Source organism: Fibrella aquatilis, assembly GCF_017353255.1.
Classification (GTDB): Bacteria; Bacteroidota; Bacteroidia; order Cytophagales; family Spirosomataceae; genus Fibrella; species Fibrella aquatilis.
This window is the reverse complement of sequence record NZ_JAFMYU010000005.1, coordinates 223,189-239,247: the sequence shown is the minus strand read 5'-3', so window position 1 is coordinate 239,247 and position 16,059 is coordinate 223,189. Positions and strand designations below refer to the sequence as shown.

The 16,059-nt window shown below is 56.3% G+C and carries 17 protein-coding genes; 12 read left to right on the top strand and 5 right to left on the bottom strand.

Going from position 1 to position 16,059, the window contains the following annotated elements; translation table 11 throughout:
- The first annotated feature begins 22 nt into the window (after window positions 1-22).
- The 4 genes from J2I48_RS08760 to J2I48_RS08745 all read left to right on the top strand — a co-directional run bounded on the left by J2I48_RS08760 (window position 23) and on the right by J2I48_RS08745 (window position 4,990).
- A complete protein-coding gene (locus J2I48_RS08760) occupies window positions 23-1,138 on the top strand; it encodes an alkane 1-monooxygenase (protein ID WP_207335038.1) in 1,116 nt (371 codons plus the stop codon).
- Window positions 1,139-1,268: 130 nt separating this feature from the next.
- The gene (locus J2I48_RS08755; RefSeq protein ID WP_207335037.1) at window positions 1,269-3,134 is read left to right on the top strand and encodes a beta-N-acetylhexosaminidase; all 1,866 of its coding nucleotides are present in this window, start codon (window positions 1,269-1,271) and stop codon (window positions 3,132-3,134) included.
- A 130-nt stretch (window positions 3,135-3,264) separates the two neighbouring features.
- Window positions 3,265-4,293 (top strand): 3-dehydroquinate synthase, encoded by a 1,029-nt coding sequence (gene aroB, locus J2I48_RS08750; protein ID WP_207335036.1) that lies wholly within the window; start codon window positions 3,265-3,267, stop codon window positions 4,291-4,293.
- A gap of 130 nt (window positions 4,294-4,423) precedes the next feature.
- Complete coding sequence (locus tag J2I48_RS08745) at window positions 4,424-4,990, top strand: DUF4136 domain-containing protein (protein ID WP_207335035.1); 567 nt, start codon at window positions 4,424-4,426, stop codon at window positions 4,988-4,990.
- Between the two features lie 119 nt (window positions 4,991-5,109).
- Here the strand turns inward: J2I48_RS08745 and J2I48_RS08740 are convergent, their stop codons facing one another.
- Both J2I48_RS08740 and J2I48_RS08735 read right to left on the bottom strand, forming a co-directional pair.
- Window positions 5,110-5,382, bottom strand: a complete 273-nt coding sequence (locus J2I48_RS08740; RefSeq protein ID WP_207335034.1) for a UBP-type zinc finger domain-containing protein — start codon at window positions 5,380-5,382, stop codon at window positions 5,110-5,112.
- Window positions 5,383-5,483: 101 nt separating this feature from the next.
- Window positions 5,484-6,512 (bottom strand): hypothetical protein, encoded by a 1,029-nt coding sequence (locus J2I48_RS08735; RefSeq protein ID WP_207335033.1) that lies wholly within the window; start codon window positions 6,510-6,512, stop codon window positions 5,484-5,486.
- A 72-nt stretch (window positions 6,513-6,584) separates the two neighbouring features.
- On the opposite strand from J2I48_RS08735, the gene J2I48_RS08730 reads away from it, so the two are divergent.
- From J2I48_RS08730 to J2I48_RS08695, 8 genes are all read left to right on the top strand, one after another.
- Window positions 6,585-8,057, top strand: a complete 1,473-nt coding sequence (locus J2I48_RS08730) for an APC family permease (RefSeq protein ID WP_207335032.1) — start codon at window positions 6,585-6,587, stop codon at window positions 8,055-8,057.
- A 48-nt stretch (window positions 8,058-8,105) separates the two neighbouring features.
- Window positions 8,106-9,146, top strand: coding sequence for a DUF3500 domain-containing protein (locus J2I48_RS08725; RefSeq protein ID WP_229375971.1), 1,041 nt, complete (start codon window positions 8,106-8,108; stop codon window positions 9,144-9,146).
- Entirely contained in the window at window positions 9,143-9,796 is a 654-nt protein-coding gene (locus tag J2I48_RS08720; RefSeq protein ID WP_207335031.1) for a beta/alpha barrel domain-containing protein, read from the top strand. Before J2I48_RS08725 ends, J2I48_RS08720 begins: the two co-directional genes overlap by 4 nt.
- A 92-nt stretch (window positions 9,797-9,888) precedes the next feature.
- Window positions 9,889-10,464, top strand: a complete 576-nt coding sequence (locus tag J2I48_RS08715; protein ID WP_207335030.1) for an RNA polymerase sigma factor — start codon at window positions 9,889-9,891, stop codon at window positions 10,462-10,464.
- Entirely contained in the window at window positions 10,445-12,085 is a 1,641-nt protein-coding gene (locus tag J2I48_RS08710; RefSeq protein WP_207335029.1) for a porin family protein, read from the top strand. The genes J2I48_RS08715 and J2I48_RS08710 overlap by 20 nt, the downstream gene beginning before the upstream one ends.
- A gap of 77 nt (window positions 12,086-12,162) precedes the next feature.
- The gene (locus J2I48_RS08705; protein ID WP_207335028.1) at window positions 12,163-12,684 is read left to right on the top strand and encodes a QcrA and Rieske domain-containing protein; all 522 of its coding nucleotides are present in this window, start codon (window positions 12,163-12,165) and stop codon (window positions 12,682-12,684) included.
- 1 nt (window position 12,685) lies between these two features.
- On the top strand, window positions 12,686-13,390 hold the full coding sequence (locus J2I48_RS08700) for a hypothetical protein (protein ID WP_229375969.1): 705 nt from the start codon (window positions 12,686-12,688) through the stop codon (window positions 13,388-13,390).
- Window positions 13,391-13,436: 46 nt separating this feature from the next.
- On the top strand, window positions 13,437-13,982 hold the full coding sequence (locus tag J2I48_RS08695; protein WP_207335027.1) for a YceI family protein: 546 nt from the start codon (window positions 13,437-13,439) through the stop codon (window positions 13,980-13,982).
- Here the strand turns inward: J2I48_RS08695 and J2I48_RS08690 are convergent, their stop codons facing one another.
- Genes J2I48_RS08690 through J2I48_RS08680 form a run of 3 tightly spaced genes read right to left on the bottom strand, consistent with a single transcriptional unit; the run spans window position 13,983 to window position 16,055 of the window.
- A complete protein-coding gene (locus J2I48_RS08690) occupies window positions 13,983-14,924 on the bottom strand; it encodes a D-2-hydroxyacid dehydrogenase (RefSeq protein ID WP_207335026.1) in 942 nt (313 codons plus the stop codon).
- Between the two features lie 37 nt (window positions 14,925-14,961).
- On the bottom strand, window positions 14,962-15,453 hold the full coding sequence (locus J2I48_RS08685) for an NADH-quinone oxidoreductase subunit B (protein WP_207335025.1): 492 nt from the start codon (window positions 15,451-15,453) through the stop codon (window positions 14,962-14,964).
- A 44-nt stretch (window positions 15,454-15,497) separates the two neighbouring features.
- Window positions 15,498-16,055 carry a hypothetical protein gene (locus J2I48_RS08680; RefSeq protein WP_207335024.1) on the bottom strand — a complete coding sequence of 186 codons (558 nt, stop codon included), beginning with the start codon at window positions 16,053-16,055 and terminating at the stop codon, window positions 15,498-15,500.
- Window positions 16,056-16,059: the final 4 nt, after the last annotated feature.

The following is a 16,059-nucleotide window of genomic DNA, read 5'->3' as shown; positions in this document are numbered from 1 at the left end:
TCGTAATTCGTAAATCCCTCTCATGCCTCTTCTCAAAAAACTCGGTTTTCTTTGGTCCTATAGTGTGCTGCTGGTCATTGTAGGCGGCTACTACCTCGGCGGCCCCAACTGGGCCGTGGCCGGGGTGCTGTACGTCTACGTCGGCATCCCCCTGCTCGACTGGCTCACGGGCGAAGACCACAGCAACATTGGCCACGATCAGTTCGACGCCGTGCTGAACGACCGTTTTTTCGACGTCATCGTCTACTCGTTCGTCTACCTCCAATATGGCTTGCTGGGCTGGGGTGGCTACGTTATCCTGCACGACGGCCTGGCCCTTTGGCAGCAAATCGCGCTGACCTACAGCATCGGGCTGTTTGGTGGCACGATCATAAACGTAGCCCACGAGCTGGTTCATCGCAGCAGCCGGGTGGCCCTGCTCCACGCCCGACTGGCCCTGGCGTCGGTCTGTTATATGCACTGGGGGCTGGAACACGTGCAGGGGCACCACCGCCACGTGGCCACACCCCACGACCCCGCCACCGCCCGCCGGAATCAGACGATGTACAGTTTCTGGTGGCAGTCGCTGGTGGGTGGGTATCGGTCTGCGTGGGCCATTGAAAAACGGCTGCTGGCCAAAGATGGGAAGCCGTTTTTGTCGTGGCAAAATCAGTTGCTTGGGTTCGCGTTTTGGCCTACGCTGCTCTGTACGGTGCTTACGGCGGGGTTTAGCCTGTACCTAGGGCATATGGCCTGGGCGTTTCCCTTGTTTTTTGTGGGACAAAGTCTGGTGGCAATCCTGCTGCTCGAAAGTGTCAACTACATTGAGCATTACGGCATCGTCCGGGCCGAACTATCGCCGGGGCGCTACGAACGCGTGAACCCGTTGCATTCCTGGAACGCCAGTCAGGTGGTGAGCAACATGGTCTTGTTTCAGTTGCAGCGCCACTCCGACCACCACGCCTACGCCGCCCGCCCCTACCAGGTGCTCCGCCATTTCGACGAAAGCCCGCAACTGCCCCACGGCTACGCGCAGATGATCCTGATCGGGATGGTGCCGCCGCTCTGGTTCCGCATCATGAACGCCCGCCTCGACGCCTGGAAAGCCCAGGCCGTCGACACCGAAACGATCACGAAAGTGGTGCGGCAATACGCATGAGAAGGTAGTTTTCAGTTTACAGTCTTCTGTTTACTGTTGGCTTGCGCACGTGGCTTCGCTAGCCAACAGTAAACAGAAGACTTCCTTTCAAAGACTCCCTTACTACCTTCGTGGCATCAATCCGATGTTCATGAAACTAGTCTTATACAGTTCACTGCTGCTGTCTTTACCCGTTTTTGCCCAAACCAATCTGCCCAGCCTCATTCCGCAGCCACAGTCGGTGGTGATGGGGGCGGGGCAGTTTACCATTACCACCCAAACGCAATTGGCTGTGCTTACGCCCATTCGCGAGGTGCGCGACATGGTGCAAACCAACCTGCCAGGCCTGAAGATCAACGACCTGGCTAAGCCCGCCAACAACATCACCGTGCGGCTGGCGCAACCCGGTGGCGCGGCGCTTGGCCCGGAAGGGTACGAACTGGTGGTGTCGTCAACGGGCATTCGGCTCACAGCCCCCCAAGCGGTGGGGCTATTTTACGGCCTGCAAACCCTGCGCCAACTCCTCCCCGCCGACCGTGAACGACCCGGCTTTCGGTTCAATAACACACTCAACACCAAGGCCTTGACTACGCTACCCGCGCTCACCATCCGCGATCAGCCGCGCTTTGGGTGGCGGGGTATGATGCTCGACGTGAGCCGGTCGTTTTTCACCAAAGACTACGTGAAGCGTTTTATTGACCTCATGGCGCGCTACAAATACAACGTCTTCCACTGGCACCTCTCCGACGATCAGGGCTGGCGGGTGGAGATCAAAGGCCTGCCCCGCCTCACGCAGGTAGGGGCCTGGCGCGCACCCCGGATGGGTCGCTGGTGGGACCGGCCCAACCCCGTACCGGGCGAACCGCAGACCTACGGCGGCTTTTACACCCAAAACGAGATCCGCGAGGTGGTGCGCTACGCTCAGGAACGGCACATTATGGTGGTGCCCGAAATAGACATGCCGGGCCATATGCTGGCTGCCATTGCCACCTACCCCAGCCTCACGTGCAGCGGCAAACCGGTGCCGATTTATCCCAATGGCAAGTTCTATAAGGTAGAAGACAACACGCTGAACCCCTGCAACGACAGCACGTATATCTTTGTGGACAAGGTGCTTACCGAAATTGCACAGCTCTTCCCCGGCCCCTACATCCACGTAGGTGGCGACGAAGCCTTCAAAGGATTCTGGGCTACCTGCGAGGCCTGCAAACCCATTATGGCAACCAACGGGTTGAAAACGGTGGAAGAATTGCAGAGCTATTTCATCAGGCGTGTGGAAAAGATCGTGCAGAGCAAAGGCAAAAAACTCATTGGCTGGGACGAGATCCTGGAAGGTGGCCTGGCTCCCAATGCTACCGTCATGAGCTGGCGGGGTATGAAAGGGGGCACCGAAGCCGCCAAACAGGGCCACCCGGTCATTATGACGCCCTACCAGAACTGCTACGTAGACTTGTATCAGGGCGACCCGTCGGCCGAGCCGAGTACCTACGGCATGTGTCGCCTGACTAATTCGTATGCCTTTGAACCCGTGCCCGACAGTGTGCGAGCCGAACTGATTCTGGGCGGACAGGCCAACCTCTGGACCGAATCGGTACCCACCACGCGCCACGCCGAGTACATGGTCTGGCCGCGTGCCTTCGCCATTGCTGAGGTACTTTGGTCGCCGAAGGCCACGCGCAACTGGCCTGACTTTGTTCGGCGGGTGGAAACCCACTTCACCCGCTTCGACGCGGCGGGCGTGAACTACAGCCGCAGCTACCTAAACCCGTTCGTGACTATTCAGCGGCAGGCTCCGGGCGGCCCGCTCAACCTGCTCATCGGTCATGAACTGGCCAACACCGACCTTTACTACACCGTCGACAACACCATCCCCGATGCCCAGTCGACGCGCTACACCCAGCCGTTTGTGTTTCCCAAAGGAGCCGACCGCCTCCGTGTAGTGGCCTACCGCGACGGAAAGCCCGTTGGCCAACCCCTCAATATCCCCGCCGCCGATCTGGAAGCGCGAGCGAAATGATTTACGAATTACGAGGTACGATTTACGATTTTTGCTGACCGGTCTGCCGGTACGGCACTCTTTTGCTGTAGAGCAAACCCATGCGACAGCAAAAATCGTAAGTCGTACTTCGTAATTCGTAAATCAAAACGTGTCTACAACCATCGCCCCGCTGGCCGAGAGCCTGCCCCGTTTTATTGCCCAACAAGATCCGTCGGCCATTGCGGTGCTGGTGGACAACCATACCGCCAGGGCTTGCTACCCGCTGGTGAAGCCGCTGCTGCCGAAGCATACGCTCATTCGGATTCCGGCAGGTGAAACACATAAGCACCTGGCCACCTGCGAAACAATCTGGGGCGCGTTGACCAAAGCCAATTTCGACCGGCACGGGCTGCTGCTGAACCTGGGCGGCGGGGTCATTGGCGACATGGGCGGGTTTTGCGCAGCCACCTATAAGCGCGGGATTGCCTTCGCGCAGTTGCCCACCACGTTGCTCTCGCAGGTGGACGCCAGCGTAGGGGGTAAGCTAGGCATTGATTTTCAGGACCTTAAGAATCATATAGGGGTGTTTAAGCTGCCCGATGCGGTGCTGATCGACCCGGCGTTTCTGGGTACGTTACCCCCGCGAGAACTACGGTCGGGATTCGCCGAAGTGATCAAGCACTGCCTCATTGCCGACGCCGTCGAGTGGGAACGTCTGCGCCACTACGACCTGGCCGACATTGACTGGGCAACGACCGTGGCGCATTCGGTGGCTATAAAAGAACGGGTGGTGGCGCAGGACCCTACCGAAAAAGGCCTGCGCAAAATTTTGAACTTCGGCCACACGCTGGGTCATGCCGTGGAGACGCATTTCCTGCATCGCCCAAAGGGCCGGTTGTTTCACGGCGAGGCCATTGCGGCAGGGATGATTATGGAGGCCTACATTGCCTACCAGAAGGGAATGATCACCGATTCGCAACTCGACGCAACCGAAGAGTACCTGTTTGCCGTATATGGCCGAGTACCGCTTGCCGAAGCTGATCTGAACCCCATTCTGACCCACACTTTGCAGGACAAAAAAAACCGTGCCGGGCAGGTGCGCATGGCGCTCATTGACGGACCGGGGCATTGTGCCTATGACATACCGGTTAGTAAATCAGTCATGCGCGAAGCCCTTGAGTATTACGTCGGTAACTAAATTGTGAAGTTTGCTCAGCGGGTGTTGTGAGGCCAAACATAAGTCGGTAACTTACGGTTCTAAGCGTACAGTTTTTTCCCTTCAACATTAATTCATAGAACATTTAGTAACAACATTTACCCACATGGTTATGAACCGATACTTTGGTGCCTTTGTCGTGCTGGCTTTGGCCGGTCTGAGCATGGTTTGCTGCTCGCCCGGTGGCGGCCGCCTGTTTGTGGAACATGATTATAGCTACGAAGGCCACTTCAAAGACTATAAGTCGTTCAATTTTTTGGAGTGTGAATTCATCGACTCGACCCTGCTTTGTTCCGACATTCAGGACGCGATTCGGCACCAGATGGAAGCCCGTGGGTATAAGGTCAGTAACCGCAGTCCAAACCTGCTGGTGTCGTATAATATCTTCCGCAGCGACCTCCGCTTCCGGGGCTATCAGCAGCCAGTAATCAAAGACTGGGTAGTACGCGAAGATGACGACGCTACCTACAAACGCATCGACTATAACCTCGACGAAGGCACACTGATGATTTCGCTCATCGACGCCGAGACGTATCAGGTAATCTGGAAAGGCTACGCCTCGAAGATGATGCGCAACCCTAACTTCAAGAACAACTACTTCAAGGGCATCGTCCGCTCCATCTTCGACCAATACCCCCTCATGGCCACCAATAACGGCAGCTCGGGGTTTGGCAGATGAAGGGATTTACGAATTACGAGGTACGAATTACGATTTGTTGCTGACGCTAGCATACGCATGCTTTAGCCTGCTGGCTTCAGCAACAAATCGTAATTCGTACCTCGTAATTCGTAAATCCCTTAGTACTCCGCCATTTGCTCGTGCACGTAGCACCACACCCAGCGTTCACCGGGTTCGGCGGAGGCCACAACGGGGTGCTGCGTACGGTGGAAGTGCTTAGTTGCGTGTTTGTTGGGCGACGAATCGCAACAGTGCGTACCGCCGCAGGTCTGGCACGTACGCAAATGCACCCACGATGCGCCGGTCTTGACGCACTCGTCGCATACCAATGCCCGTGGTTGGGTTACGTTGGTTAGTGAAGTCAGGTCGTCACAAAGCTTCTGCCGAATCATAAACAAGTTAGTTTCTGAAGAAGCAAGTTACTGTATTTACCAAAAAGGGCCACTGTTCGCGAACAGTGGCCCTTTTTGGTGGAGTAGGTAGTGCTAACTGCCTACTGTTTCTTCGTCTGCTGACCGTTGGGGCCGGTTTTCAGCGGGTCTTTGCCGGGGCCTTGCGCGGTTTTGTTGCGCTTGGCGGCGTCGCTGTAAGAGCCCTCACGTTGCGCACGTTCGGTAATACTTACCGGCGTTGCCCCCTGCGACGATTCGCCATTGGCAGCTGTTTTTTTACCGTCACCTGCCTGGCTACCCGGCGCTGAGGCCTTTTGGGTTTTGTCGTTGGCCGCCATAGCTGCCGCCCGGCTTTTGGGTTGCACCGAACGAGCCTCTTTAGCGCGTGTTCCCTGGGCGCCACCCGGCGAGGCTACGCTGGCGTCACCTTCCGAAGTGCTACCCTGCGTTTTCATGGGTGCCTCCGGGGCTTTGCCACCGTTACCATTGTTAGTACCCACGCTACCTAGCGTCTGCCGCTTCGCGGCCGAGGCCTTTGCCATATCGGCACTCATGGCCTTGTCTTTGGCTGTAGGCGTGGTCTTAGCCGTGGTAGTGGGACTGCCTGACGTGCTCGTGCTGGTTGGTTTGTTGCCCTGCACCTGATCCTGACCAGCTGCCGCTTTCTTGCTGTACGACTTAGCCTGACCACCACTGCCGCTATTCATGGTCGGCTGGCCTCCGCCCTGATTGCTTGCCTGGGCTGCACCACCCGACGATTTAGCTGCGCCGGATGAAGTAGACGCCCCTGACTTGGAAGCACCAGACTTAGTTGCCCCCGCTTTTGGGGCACTGGCAGCACCCGTTGCCTTGGCGGCGGGCTTATCACCACCCGGTGGCGGTACGTTGCTTTGCGAGGTAGGCGACAGGTTGGTGTTGCCATTACGCGACACCCCATTCTGCATTTTATTACTTTCTTTCGGGCCGGCGTTGGCACTGCCTTTCCGTTGCAGGCCATCCTTGCCCGATGTGTTGCGCTGCCCCGATTGGCTGGCGTTGTTGCCGCCTGTACTTTGCGATTGCGTCTGCGCTATAGCCGCTGTGGTCAGCAATGAGGCCATCAAAAGGGTGGCTATCCAAATTCGTTTCATGTCGTTGAGTCAATTAGTCTATTTAGTAAGTAAACTACTAGCAGAGGAGGTTGTTTGCAAAAGCGGGTGATCATGCCTGTGCTTCGGAACTTTACCCGCAACGGGCGGTTTCATCCCGATAGGCACTGCCCGAAAATTGACGAACCTATTGAGTTGAACACGTCTACCTCTCCTGATCCATCCGACGATACCCCGGCCCTACCCCGGCGGCTGAGTCTGCTGCAAGGCACCGCGCTCAACATGATCGACATGGTGGGCATTGGGCCATTTGTGGTGTTGCCGCTGGTGATGAAAACCATTGGCGGGCCGCATTTTCTGCTTGCCTGGGCCTTTGGAGCACTTATTTCGCTGATTGACGCCTCCGTATGGTCGGAATTAGGCGCGGCGTTTCCGCAGGCGGGGGGCAGCTACCGGTTTCTGAAAATTGCCTACGGTGAAGAAAAGCTGGGGCGGCTGATGTCGTTTCTATACGTTTGGCAAACGCTCATTCAGGCCCCGTTGGTGGTGGCATCGGGGGCCATTGGCTTTGCCCAATATGCTTCCTACCTCTACCCGCTTGATGACCTGACGCGCCGCCTGGTGTCGGGGGGTGTGGTGCTGTTGGTGATTGCCCTGCTCTACCGCCGCATCGATGGCATTGGGCGTATCAGTGTGCTGCTGTGGCTGTGTGTACTGGGCACCATGGGCTGGCTTATTCTGGGTGGCCTCCTGAACGGTACCCACCCCGTTGAGCAGCTTTTGTCCGATGCCTGGACCGCCACCGAAAGCACCTCGCCACTGGTGCTGGCGGCTACTGTGGGGGCGGCTTCGGTCAAGACAATCTACTGTTACTTAGGCTATTACAACATCTGCCACCTCGGTGGCGAGATCCAGAAACCCGAACGAAACATTCCGATGAGCATGTTTCTGTCAGTCATCGGCATTGCCATCCTGTATAGCCTGCTGAACCTCAGCGTGGCTAGTGTGCTGCCGTTCGAGACCGCCGCCAACAGCAAGTTTATCGTGAGCACCATGATCGAAACGCTGTATGGAACGAATGCGGCGCGGTTTGCCACGTTGCTGGTGCTGGTGGTAGCGTTTTCGTCGCTGTTTGCGGTTTTGCTGGGGTATTCGCGCGTGCCCTATGCGGCGGCGGTAGATGGGCAGTTTTTCTCGGCTTTTGCTAAGCTGCACCCCACGCGGCAGTTTCCATATGTGTCGCTGCTGTTTCTGGGTGGACTGGCCTTCATTTTCAGTTTGTTGTTCAAGCTCTCCAACGTGATCACGGCTATTTTAGCTATGCGCGTGGTGGTGCAATTTATTGGGCAGGCCGTGGGGCTATTGCTGCTCCACGGCCGCTCCCAACAAGCTGGGCAGCCCGCCGTAACGTTCCCCTTCCGTATGCCCCTATACCCCCTTCCGGTGCTGTTGGCCATTGCCATTTGGGGCTATATTTTCTATTCTACCGGCCGCGATTATATGCTGTCTGGCCTAACAGTCATGGCCCTCGGCACAGTGGCTTACTTCATTTCGGCGCGGGTACGGCACCGGTGGCCGTTCGGGTAAAACGGTCGGCGCCTCCTCTTTGCATAGCGACCAAACCCCGCAGTCATTATGAAATCATACCTGCCCTTATTTCTTTGCCTGGCGCTGTTTCATGAGGTGGCTGCGCAGGTGGTGGCTCCCCAACGCGTCAAAGATGATATGGCCGATGCCGCCCAGGTATTTCTGGCCACGCTCAACGCCGAACAGCGCAAGACAGCCACCTATTCATTTGCTGATAATGAGCGCTTTACCTGGGACTTTGTGCCCCACGCCCGCCACGGCCTCACGTTGAAACAAATGCAGCCCGGACAGCGAAAAGTAGCCCTGGAATTACTAAAAACGGGCCTTAGTGCGGCTGGTTACGACAAAGCCCTCCAGATCATGGACCTCGAAAACGTGCTGCGCGTGGTAGAAAACCGCCCCGCCAACGACACCTACCGTGACCCGGAAAACTACTATTTCACCGTTTTTGGCGACGTGGGTGCCAAAGAGCCGTGGGGCTGGCGCGTGGAAGGGCACCATTTGTCGGTGCAGTTTTCTACGCTGGGGGGACGGGTCATGTCCATCACGCCGCTGTTTATGGGCAGTAATCCGGGCGTTGTGCGGGCCGAGGTGCCGCAGAAGGGCAAGGAACTCATGCAGAGTGAAACCGAACTAGCTTTTGCCCTGCTCCACACCATGAGCGAAGCGCAACTGAATCAGGCCATTCTGGCCAAAAAAGCGTTTGGCAACATCACCACAGGCAATAGCCGCCGCGCCTCGATGGAACGTATGGATGGCCTACTCCTGGCCGATATGAATGCCAAACAGCGGGCCTTGTTCCTGGAAATTTTGGGTATTTACCTCAACCGCTACCGCATCACGCTGGCCAAACAGCAGATGGAGCGCATTGAAAAAGCCGACCTCAACAAACTCCGCTTTGCCTGGGCAGGCGACACCACCGCCAACAACAGCTCAGGCTACTACTACCGCATCCACGGCCCAATGCTACTGATTGAGTACGATAATTCGCAAAACAACGCCAACCACGTTCACACCGTGGTCCGCGACCTCACCAACGACTTCGGCGATGACCTGTTGCGGGAGCATTACGAAAAGCAAAAACATTGAATCATCTCTTCCCTTATATAGAACGTACACTACTTCACCCCAACGTTACCATTGCTGAGCAGTATGCGGCCCTCGACGAGGTGCATCAGTTGGGGTTGGCGGGGTTGGTGGTGGCACCGTTTTGGGTGAAAAAACACCGCCGCGAACTTGGTGATATTCACCCGGCCATGCTGAACGTGGCGGTAGGGTATCCGTATGGGTATCAGCGCACCGAGATCAAGCAACAGGAACTTGAACTGGCGTTTGCCGACGGAGCCAACACCGCCGACGTGGTGCTAAACACGTCGGCGGTGTTTTCGCCCACGTCGGTCTGGCTGAAAATTGAACTGGCTAAGCTGGTAGCCACCGCTCACGCCCGTGAACTACCCCTGACGATCGTGCTGGAGTCGGCGCTAGTGGACGATGCCCAACTGCGTCAGCTCATTAAAATAGCCACCGACGCCGGGGCAGATGGCCTGAAAAACGCTACTGGAGCACCCTTGATGGCGCCAAATGGTAGCTTACTCACCCGTTTTTCGCTCGAAAAGGCATTGGCATTTCGGGCGGCGGTCTCCTCCTCGGTGGGCGTAACGATCTGTGCTGATGGCGCCTCCGAGGCCGAGATGGAACAATTGGTGGCGGCGGGTGTAAACCGGCTGGCACTCCGGTAATTTTTTTGCTCCCCCCACGCAACCCGCCCCCCCAGGCTTCCGTATTACCAAACGAAGGAAGTCTTCGAAGACAGTAAACTGAAAACAGAATTTTGGCCGGTAGCCCAATCATACCGCCCCTACCCGACCTGCTGGCGGGATGCCTGCGCCAACACCGGCGCAGCCAGGAACTGCTGTATCGGCAGTTTTACGGGTATGCTATGAGCGTCTGTTTGCGGTATACCCAAACACGGGAAGAAGCCGTGGAAGTGCTGAATGATGGTTTCCTGAAGGTGTTTACCCGGCTTAATCAGTACAACCCTGAGCAACCGTTTAAACCCTGGCTCCGGCGAATCCTGATCAATACCGCCACCGACCATTATAGGCAAACAGTGCAGTACCATAGTCAGCACGATCTACTGGCCGCCGAACACGTATCGAGCACCGACGCCGATGCGGTCAGCGGCCTGTCGCACGAGTATTTGCTCTCGCTGGTGCAGACGTTGACGCCCGCCTACCGGCTGGTGTTTAACCTCTACGCCATTGACGGATATAGCCACGACGAAATAGCCGGGCAACTGGGCATTTCGGTAGGCGCTTCAAAATCAAACCTGGCACGAGCGCGGGAAAAGCTGCGCCTTCTATTACAAAAAAAAACGAACGATGAGTATGCAAGAGTGGCCCGATGACCATCTGGACGAGCTCTTCAGAAAATCGACTGAAGAGTTTGAGATCCCTTTCGACCCGGCACACTGGGCCGATTTAAGCAACCGACTGGACGAACAGGACCGGCAGGCGTTCTATGACCGGTGGCGCGTTTGGGGTGGCGCGGCCGCCCTGACCGGACTGCTGCTAATTACGTTCTGGTGGGCCTGGAAAGTAACCACGGTAGCCGCTGACCCTGCTACCATAGCAAACCGCCCCACCGACAGCCGCCCCACTCCCGGCGTTGTGAAACAGCCTGTTGCAACGCCTGATTGGGCAGTGCGTTCGCGGGAAACAACCGGGAAGTGGCGGCGGCGGGCGGCCTCCAATGAGAGCGCCACAACGGTCTCGCCCCGTGATCTGGCTCAAAAACAGCCCGATAAGCAAGCTGAAACCTCAGCTATACCGACCGCTAAATTGCTGAACAACAGGAATTTATCAGAAGATTCAGTGCGACAAACCCAAACGGCAGATGCTGGGCTGGCAACAGCGCGCCAAACAAGTAGGGCCTTGGAGAAACGAGGCGTTGACGAAACGGCAACCGATGCTGACGAACGGGTTAGTGCGCTGAACAAACCCGGTTCATTGGCCAGAAAAAGATTAAGAACCACACCAACAACGGCCACAAAACGGGCAGGTACGGCCTGGATGGCTGGCGTGAGTAGCTCGACAGATAAAACAACACATAATGAACATCGGTCAGATCGCACCCCTGAGTTTACTTCATCGACAAACAACGTTGCTCAACGCTCAGGGGGCTTTTCTGACCAACTACCAGCCGCTAGTCAGGATTATTTACAGGCCACTGCACCAGACAACGTTTCGATGGCACAACCCGCTGACGCAACGACGCCTGAGCGGCTACAGCTAGGGGTAATTAGCCCGGCATTTTCGCTCACGGCGGTGAAAGTAACGCTTGCCAGCGGGCCGCAAGAACCTGAGTGGGAAGCTATTGACCAGCCCGCCAAACGGATAGCCGTGCCCCGGCAGCGGCTGAGCGTCATGGTTGTGTATTCGCCCGACTTCAGCGCCATTGGCCTGCGCGATTTCACCAAACCAGGCGACAATGTGGGTCTGATGATTCAGCACCGACTGTCGGACCGGTTTGTGGTGCAGACGGGCGTGATGTACAGTTCTAAAAAGTACCAGACCGAGTCGGAGTACTACGTGTTCCCCTGGACCTGGACACCCCGCCCCGAAAGTATCAACAGCACCTGCACCATGTATGACATACCTATCAACCTGCGCTACGACTGGCTTCGTCGGCCCATGGGCGACGGCATGCCCCCCGCCCGGTGGTTCGCCAGCGCTGGCATGACGAGCTATTTCATTGACCATGAGCGATACGTATATACCTACGCCGACCCCACCGACCCCGCCATTACCAAAAATCGCTGGATGTGGGATAATCAACTGGCAGGAAAACCGGGCGGCAGGTTTGGGTTCAGCAACCTGAACGTGTCGGTAGGCTATGAACGTCCGTTGGGACGGCACTTGTCGTGGCAGGTTGAGCCATTCATGAAAATACCCTTACAGCAGGTAGGATTTTTTAAAGTGCGGCTCCTGAGCACCGGTGCCTTTATTGGACTGAAGTACAGCCTTTAACTCAATATACTATCAATTCACAGTGGCTAGGCGCGTTGACTACGTGCAGCTATGCTTTACCCCAAACCAAAAAACACATGAAAACTCAATCAGAAGACCAAACAACCCTTTCTCGCGGTGATTTTATGCGCAGCCTCGGCCTGAGCAGCGCCGCCCTGATGGCCTTTTATTGCATGGGCACCACCATGACGTCGTGCAAATCGTCAGACCCGGCACCGGTTACGCCAACACCGCCCGTTGGTGGGGGCGGCAGTACGGGTATTACGGGTACCACCACCGGCAGTGCCATTGATTTCACGCTCGATCTGACTAACGCCAACCTGAGTACGCTGAAAACAGAAGGTAATTTCTCTACAATCGGCGACGTGCTGGTGATTAAAGTAAAAGGTGGTAGCTACGTGGCCCTACAAAAATTGTGTACCCACGCACAGTTGGAAGGACTTTCGTATCGCCTTGCCACAGATGACATCAAGTGTTCTAACCACAATTCTGAATTCAAGACAGACGGTTCGGTAAACAAAGGCCCGGCTACCACGGCGCTGAAAAAGTACACCACCACACTGTCTACAGATGGCAACAAACTTCAGGTAAAGGCTTAATATGCTGATCAGTATGCTGCTCCGCGCCACGCTCGTAGCCTTTCTCTGTGCTAGCCTGGGGTTACCTTCGCTGGCGCAGGACACCACTCGCAAGGCACCGGCCGTGGCTGATACAACCCTGTCTCAGCCCGCCGAATCGGCCGATGCGCTGCTGTCGGGCCTGACCGATTCGCTCAGTGCGGCCCCGCTCCTGCCCGACCACATGCTGTTTACGCAGCGGGCCGTTTGGGGTAAAAAGGGGTTGGTTCGGGTGTTTGGCGGCACCGAACTGACGCTGGAACGCCGCGAAAAAGAACTGCGCATTCGGCGGTCTATGCTGAAACTGCACACCGTGATGGGGCTTGTGACGCTGGCGGGCTTTGTGGCGCAGGGCATTGTGGGTTCGCAACTCTACAACGCTACCGGCGAACGGTACACGAGCCTGCGCAATCTGCACGAGGGGATGGCCACGGCCATCAACATCAGTTATGCCAGTACGGCCCTGCTATCGCTGACGGCACCACCGCCCGCCGTGGGCCAACGCCGGGGGCTGAGCACCATCAAGCTCCATAAGTACCTGGCCATTGTGCACATGGCCGGCATGATTGCCACCAACATTCTGGCGAGCAAAATTCAGGAAGATTACACCCTGAAACCCTATCACCGCGCCGCCGCCTACACTACGTTTGGCGCGTTTGCTACGGCTATTATTGTCCTGAAATTTTAACGAACCTATGAGGTTTTCAAAACCTCATAGGTTTACTGCTACTACTATGAAAAATGTCAGCATGTTCTTGCTGGTCAGCACTTTACTGGCCTTTAGACCTACGCTTGCCCCGCGCAAACTAGTGGCCGACAAGACCAAATCGACGGTGACGTATTCGATGGTGCATCCGATGCATAAATGGGACGGTATAAGCCGCGACGTAAATGCCGCCATGCTCTACGACGAGGCCACCAAGCAGATTCAGAACGTGGCCGTAGCCATCCGTGTGGCCACATTCGACAGCCAGAATCAGAACCGCGACTCGCACATGATCGAGGTACTCGACGGGTTGAAATACCCAAACGTGACCTTCAGCAGCCAGGACGTAAAATCAAATCCAGACGGCACCCTAACGGCCAATGGCAAGCTCACGTTTCACAACGTGACAAAGCCTGTGACCGTGACCGTTACGCGCCGCGACGTGGGCGGGCAGATGGTGATGGAAGGTAAATTCGACTTGAAAATGACTGACTACGGCGTTGAACGCCCGTCGCTATTGGGCCTGGCTACAGAAGATCAGTTCAGGCTGGCTTTTTCACTGGCGTTTAAATGACTAATGGCCACTAATGTTTTCCGCTACGCGGTTCATGAGCGTTTTGCGGGCTTCAATGCTGCTCCAGGCAATGTGTGGGGCCAGCACGATGCGCTCTGGATGGGTCATGGTCAGGTAGGGGTGGTTAGCGGGCATGGGTTCCTGCACAAACACGTCGATACCCGCTCCAGCCAGTTTGCCTTCATCGAGGGCGCGGGCCAGATCAGCTTCATTGACCATGCCGCCCCGGCTCAGCAATAACAGAAACGCCGATGATTTCATCATCGATAACTGGCTGTATGCTAGCAGGTTGTTTGTCTTATCGGTCAGCGGCGCGTGGATCGAAACCACATCCGACGTGCGGAGCAGTTCGTCCAGCGATAATGCCCGATAGGGCACGTCGTAGGTTTGGCCGGAGGCCGAAAAATAGGCTACCTCCGCCCCGAAAGCGGTAGCAATCTGCGCCACCTGCCGCCCAATGGCCCCCAACCCGATAATGCCGAACCGCTTGCCGGCCAGTTCCCAGAACGGCCGCCCCAGGTGGGTATAGATCGTTTCGCGGCTGTACTCGCCCGACTTTACGTACTGGTCATAGTAGTAGGGTGAGTTGAGCAGGCTCAGCAGCAGCGTAAACGTTACCTGCGCCACGCTGTGGGTGGAATAGCCACTCACGTTCTTCACCGGAATGCCCCGTTCTTCCGCCGCGGCCATATCCACGTTGTTGGTACCGGTAGCAGCCACGCAAATGAGCTTCAGGTTGGGGCAGGCTTCCAGCACCTCGCGGGTGATGCGGGCTTTGTTGGTAATCACCACGTCGGCACCCTGCAAACGCTCAACGGTCTGACCGAGCGTAGTTTCGGGATAAGTAATGAATGTCCCCCCAGTGGTCGCGGCAAGCCGTTCAAACTGCGTCAGGTCAGGCTCGTGGCCCACCGTGCGGGCGTCAAGGAAAACAATAGTCATAGGGTATAGGGTCGCGTAGAGACGCATCCTTGCGTCTCTACGCGAGACGTTCATTTCTAATCTTCTCCTGCAACTTCAAAAACCCGTCGATGAGGGCTTCGGGGCGGGGGGGGCAACCGGGCACGTAGACATCGACGGGGATAATGCGGTCAACGCCTTTCACCACGTGATAGCCGTGTTGCCAGTAGGGGCCACCGCAGTTGGCGCACGACCCCATCGAGATTACGTAGCGGGGTTCGGCCATTTGCTCGTAGAGGCGGCGGATACGGTCGGCCATTTTGTAGGTGACGGTACCCGAAACGATCATGATGTCGGCCTGCCGGGGCGAGGGGCGTGGAAAAATACCAAACCGTTCGAGGTCATAATTGGCCCCCATGGCCTGCATCATCTCGATGGCGCAACAGGCCAGCCCAAACGTGAGCGGCCACAACGACGACGCCCGCGACCAGTTCAGCAGTTCTTCGGCGGTGAGAAACATCACGCCATGTTCGGCAGATTTGGTAGTGTCGGGAGCAGGCGAAGTGATCATGCAAACGGAACAGTCATTGGCTTCCGCCGGTTCGGAACTGATGATTAGAACTGACGCACTATCGTATAGTAATTGAGGTGATTATAGGCATTATGAAACCGGGTCGAACGACCAAGAATTCGTTCCGTATGTTGAGGGATGAGGCCTTGACCCATCCCACCCAGTACCATAGCAGGAGCAAATAAGTAACCAATAAAAACGCCGAAAGCAACGGGACCAATACCGGCTTTCGAATCAATCAGCAATGTGCCTATTCCCAAAAAAGCCGCTCCAAAGCCTACACCAATTGCAGTTTGCCGTAAGAAGTGGCCCTTTCGTCGAATCGAAATACGCTTCACGTCGTTCATGTTCAGCACCGATAATTCAGGTAGCTGCCCGGCTCTGAACTGTCTAATCGTGGCCTGATTGTTGGCGAATAAAACGAGTGTAGAGTCGGTCATCGCGTAAAGAATACCATCGATCTTTTCGCCTGTCATCGTTCTCACAGTGGTCTGATACAGCTTAATATCCCGCAGATTAGCCCCCGGTTGTAATTCGACAGCCTGTGCCGAAGCCTGCACAACGGCCACGAATAAGAATAGGAAAAGTAAATTCAGTTTCATGAAC

Bases quoted from the DNA above. Each gene is read 5' to 3' on its own strand.
- J2I48_RS08695 (WP_207335027.1), top strand. From the start codon at position 13,437: ATGAAAAATGTCAGCATGTTCTTGCTGGTCAGCACTTTACTGGCCTTT.
- J2I48_RS08680 (WP_207335024.1), bottom strand. From the start codon at position 16,055: ATGAAACTGAATTTACTTTTCCTATTCTTATTCGTGGCCGTTGTGCAG.
- J2I48_RS08745 (WP_207335035.1), top strand. From the start codon at position 4,424: ATGAACCGATACTTTGGTGCCTTTGTCGTGCTGGCTTTGGCCGGTCTG.
- J2I48_RS08755 (WP_207335037.1), top strand. From the start codon at position 1,269: ATGAAACTAGTCTTATACAGTTCACTGCTGCTGTCTTTACCCGTTTTT.
- J2I48_RS08710 (WP_207335029.1), top strand. From the start codon at position 10,445: ATGCAAGAGTGGCCCGATGACCATCTGGACGAGCTCTTCAGAAAATCG.
- J2I48_RS08705 (WP_207335028.1), top strand. From the start codon at position 12,163: ATGAAAACTCAATCAGAAGACCAAACAACCCTTTCTCGCGGTGATTTT.
- J2I48_RS08685 (WP_207335025.1), bottom strand. From the start codon at position 15,453: ATGATCACTTCGCCTGCTCCCGACACTACCAAATCTGCCGAACATGGC.
- J2I48_RS08690 (WP_207335026.1), bottom strand. From the start codon at position 14,924: ATGACTATTGTTTTCCTTGACGCCCGCACGGTGGGCCACGAGCCTGAC.
- J2I48_RS08700 (WP_229375969.1), top strand. From the start codon at position 12,686: ATGCTGATCAGTATGCTGCTCCGCGCCACGCTCGTAGCCTTTCTCTGT.
- J2I48_RS08735 (WP_207335033.1), bottom strand. From the start codon at position 6,512: ATGAAACGAATTTGGATAGCCACCCTTTTGATGGCCTCATTGCTGACC.
- J2I48_RS08740 (WP_207335034.1), bottom strand. From the start codon at position 5,382: ATGATTCGGCAGAAGCTTTGTGACGACCTGACTTCACTAACCAACGTA.
- J2I48_RS08760 (WP_207335038.1), top strand. From the start codon at position 23: ATGCCTCTTCTCAAAAAACTCGGTTTTCTTTGGTCCTATAGTGTGCTG.
- J2I48_RS08725 (WP_229375971.1), top strand. From the start codon at position 8,106: ATGAAATCATACCTGCCCTTATTTCTTTGCCTGGCGCTGTTTCATGAG.
- J2I48_RS08730 (WP_207335032.1), top strand. From the start codon at position 6,585: ATGCCTGTGCTTCGGAACTTTACCCGCAACGGGCGGTTTCATCCCGAT.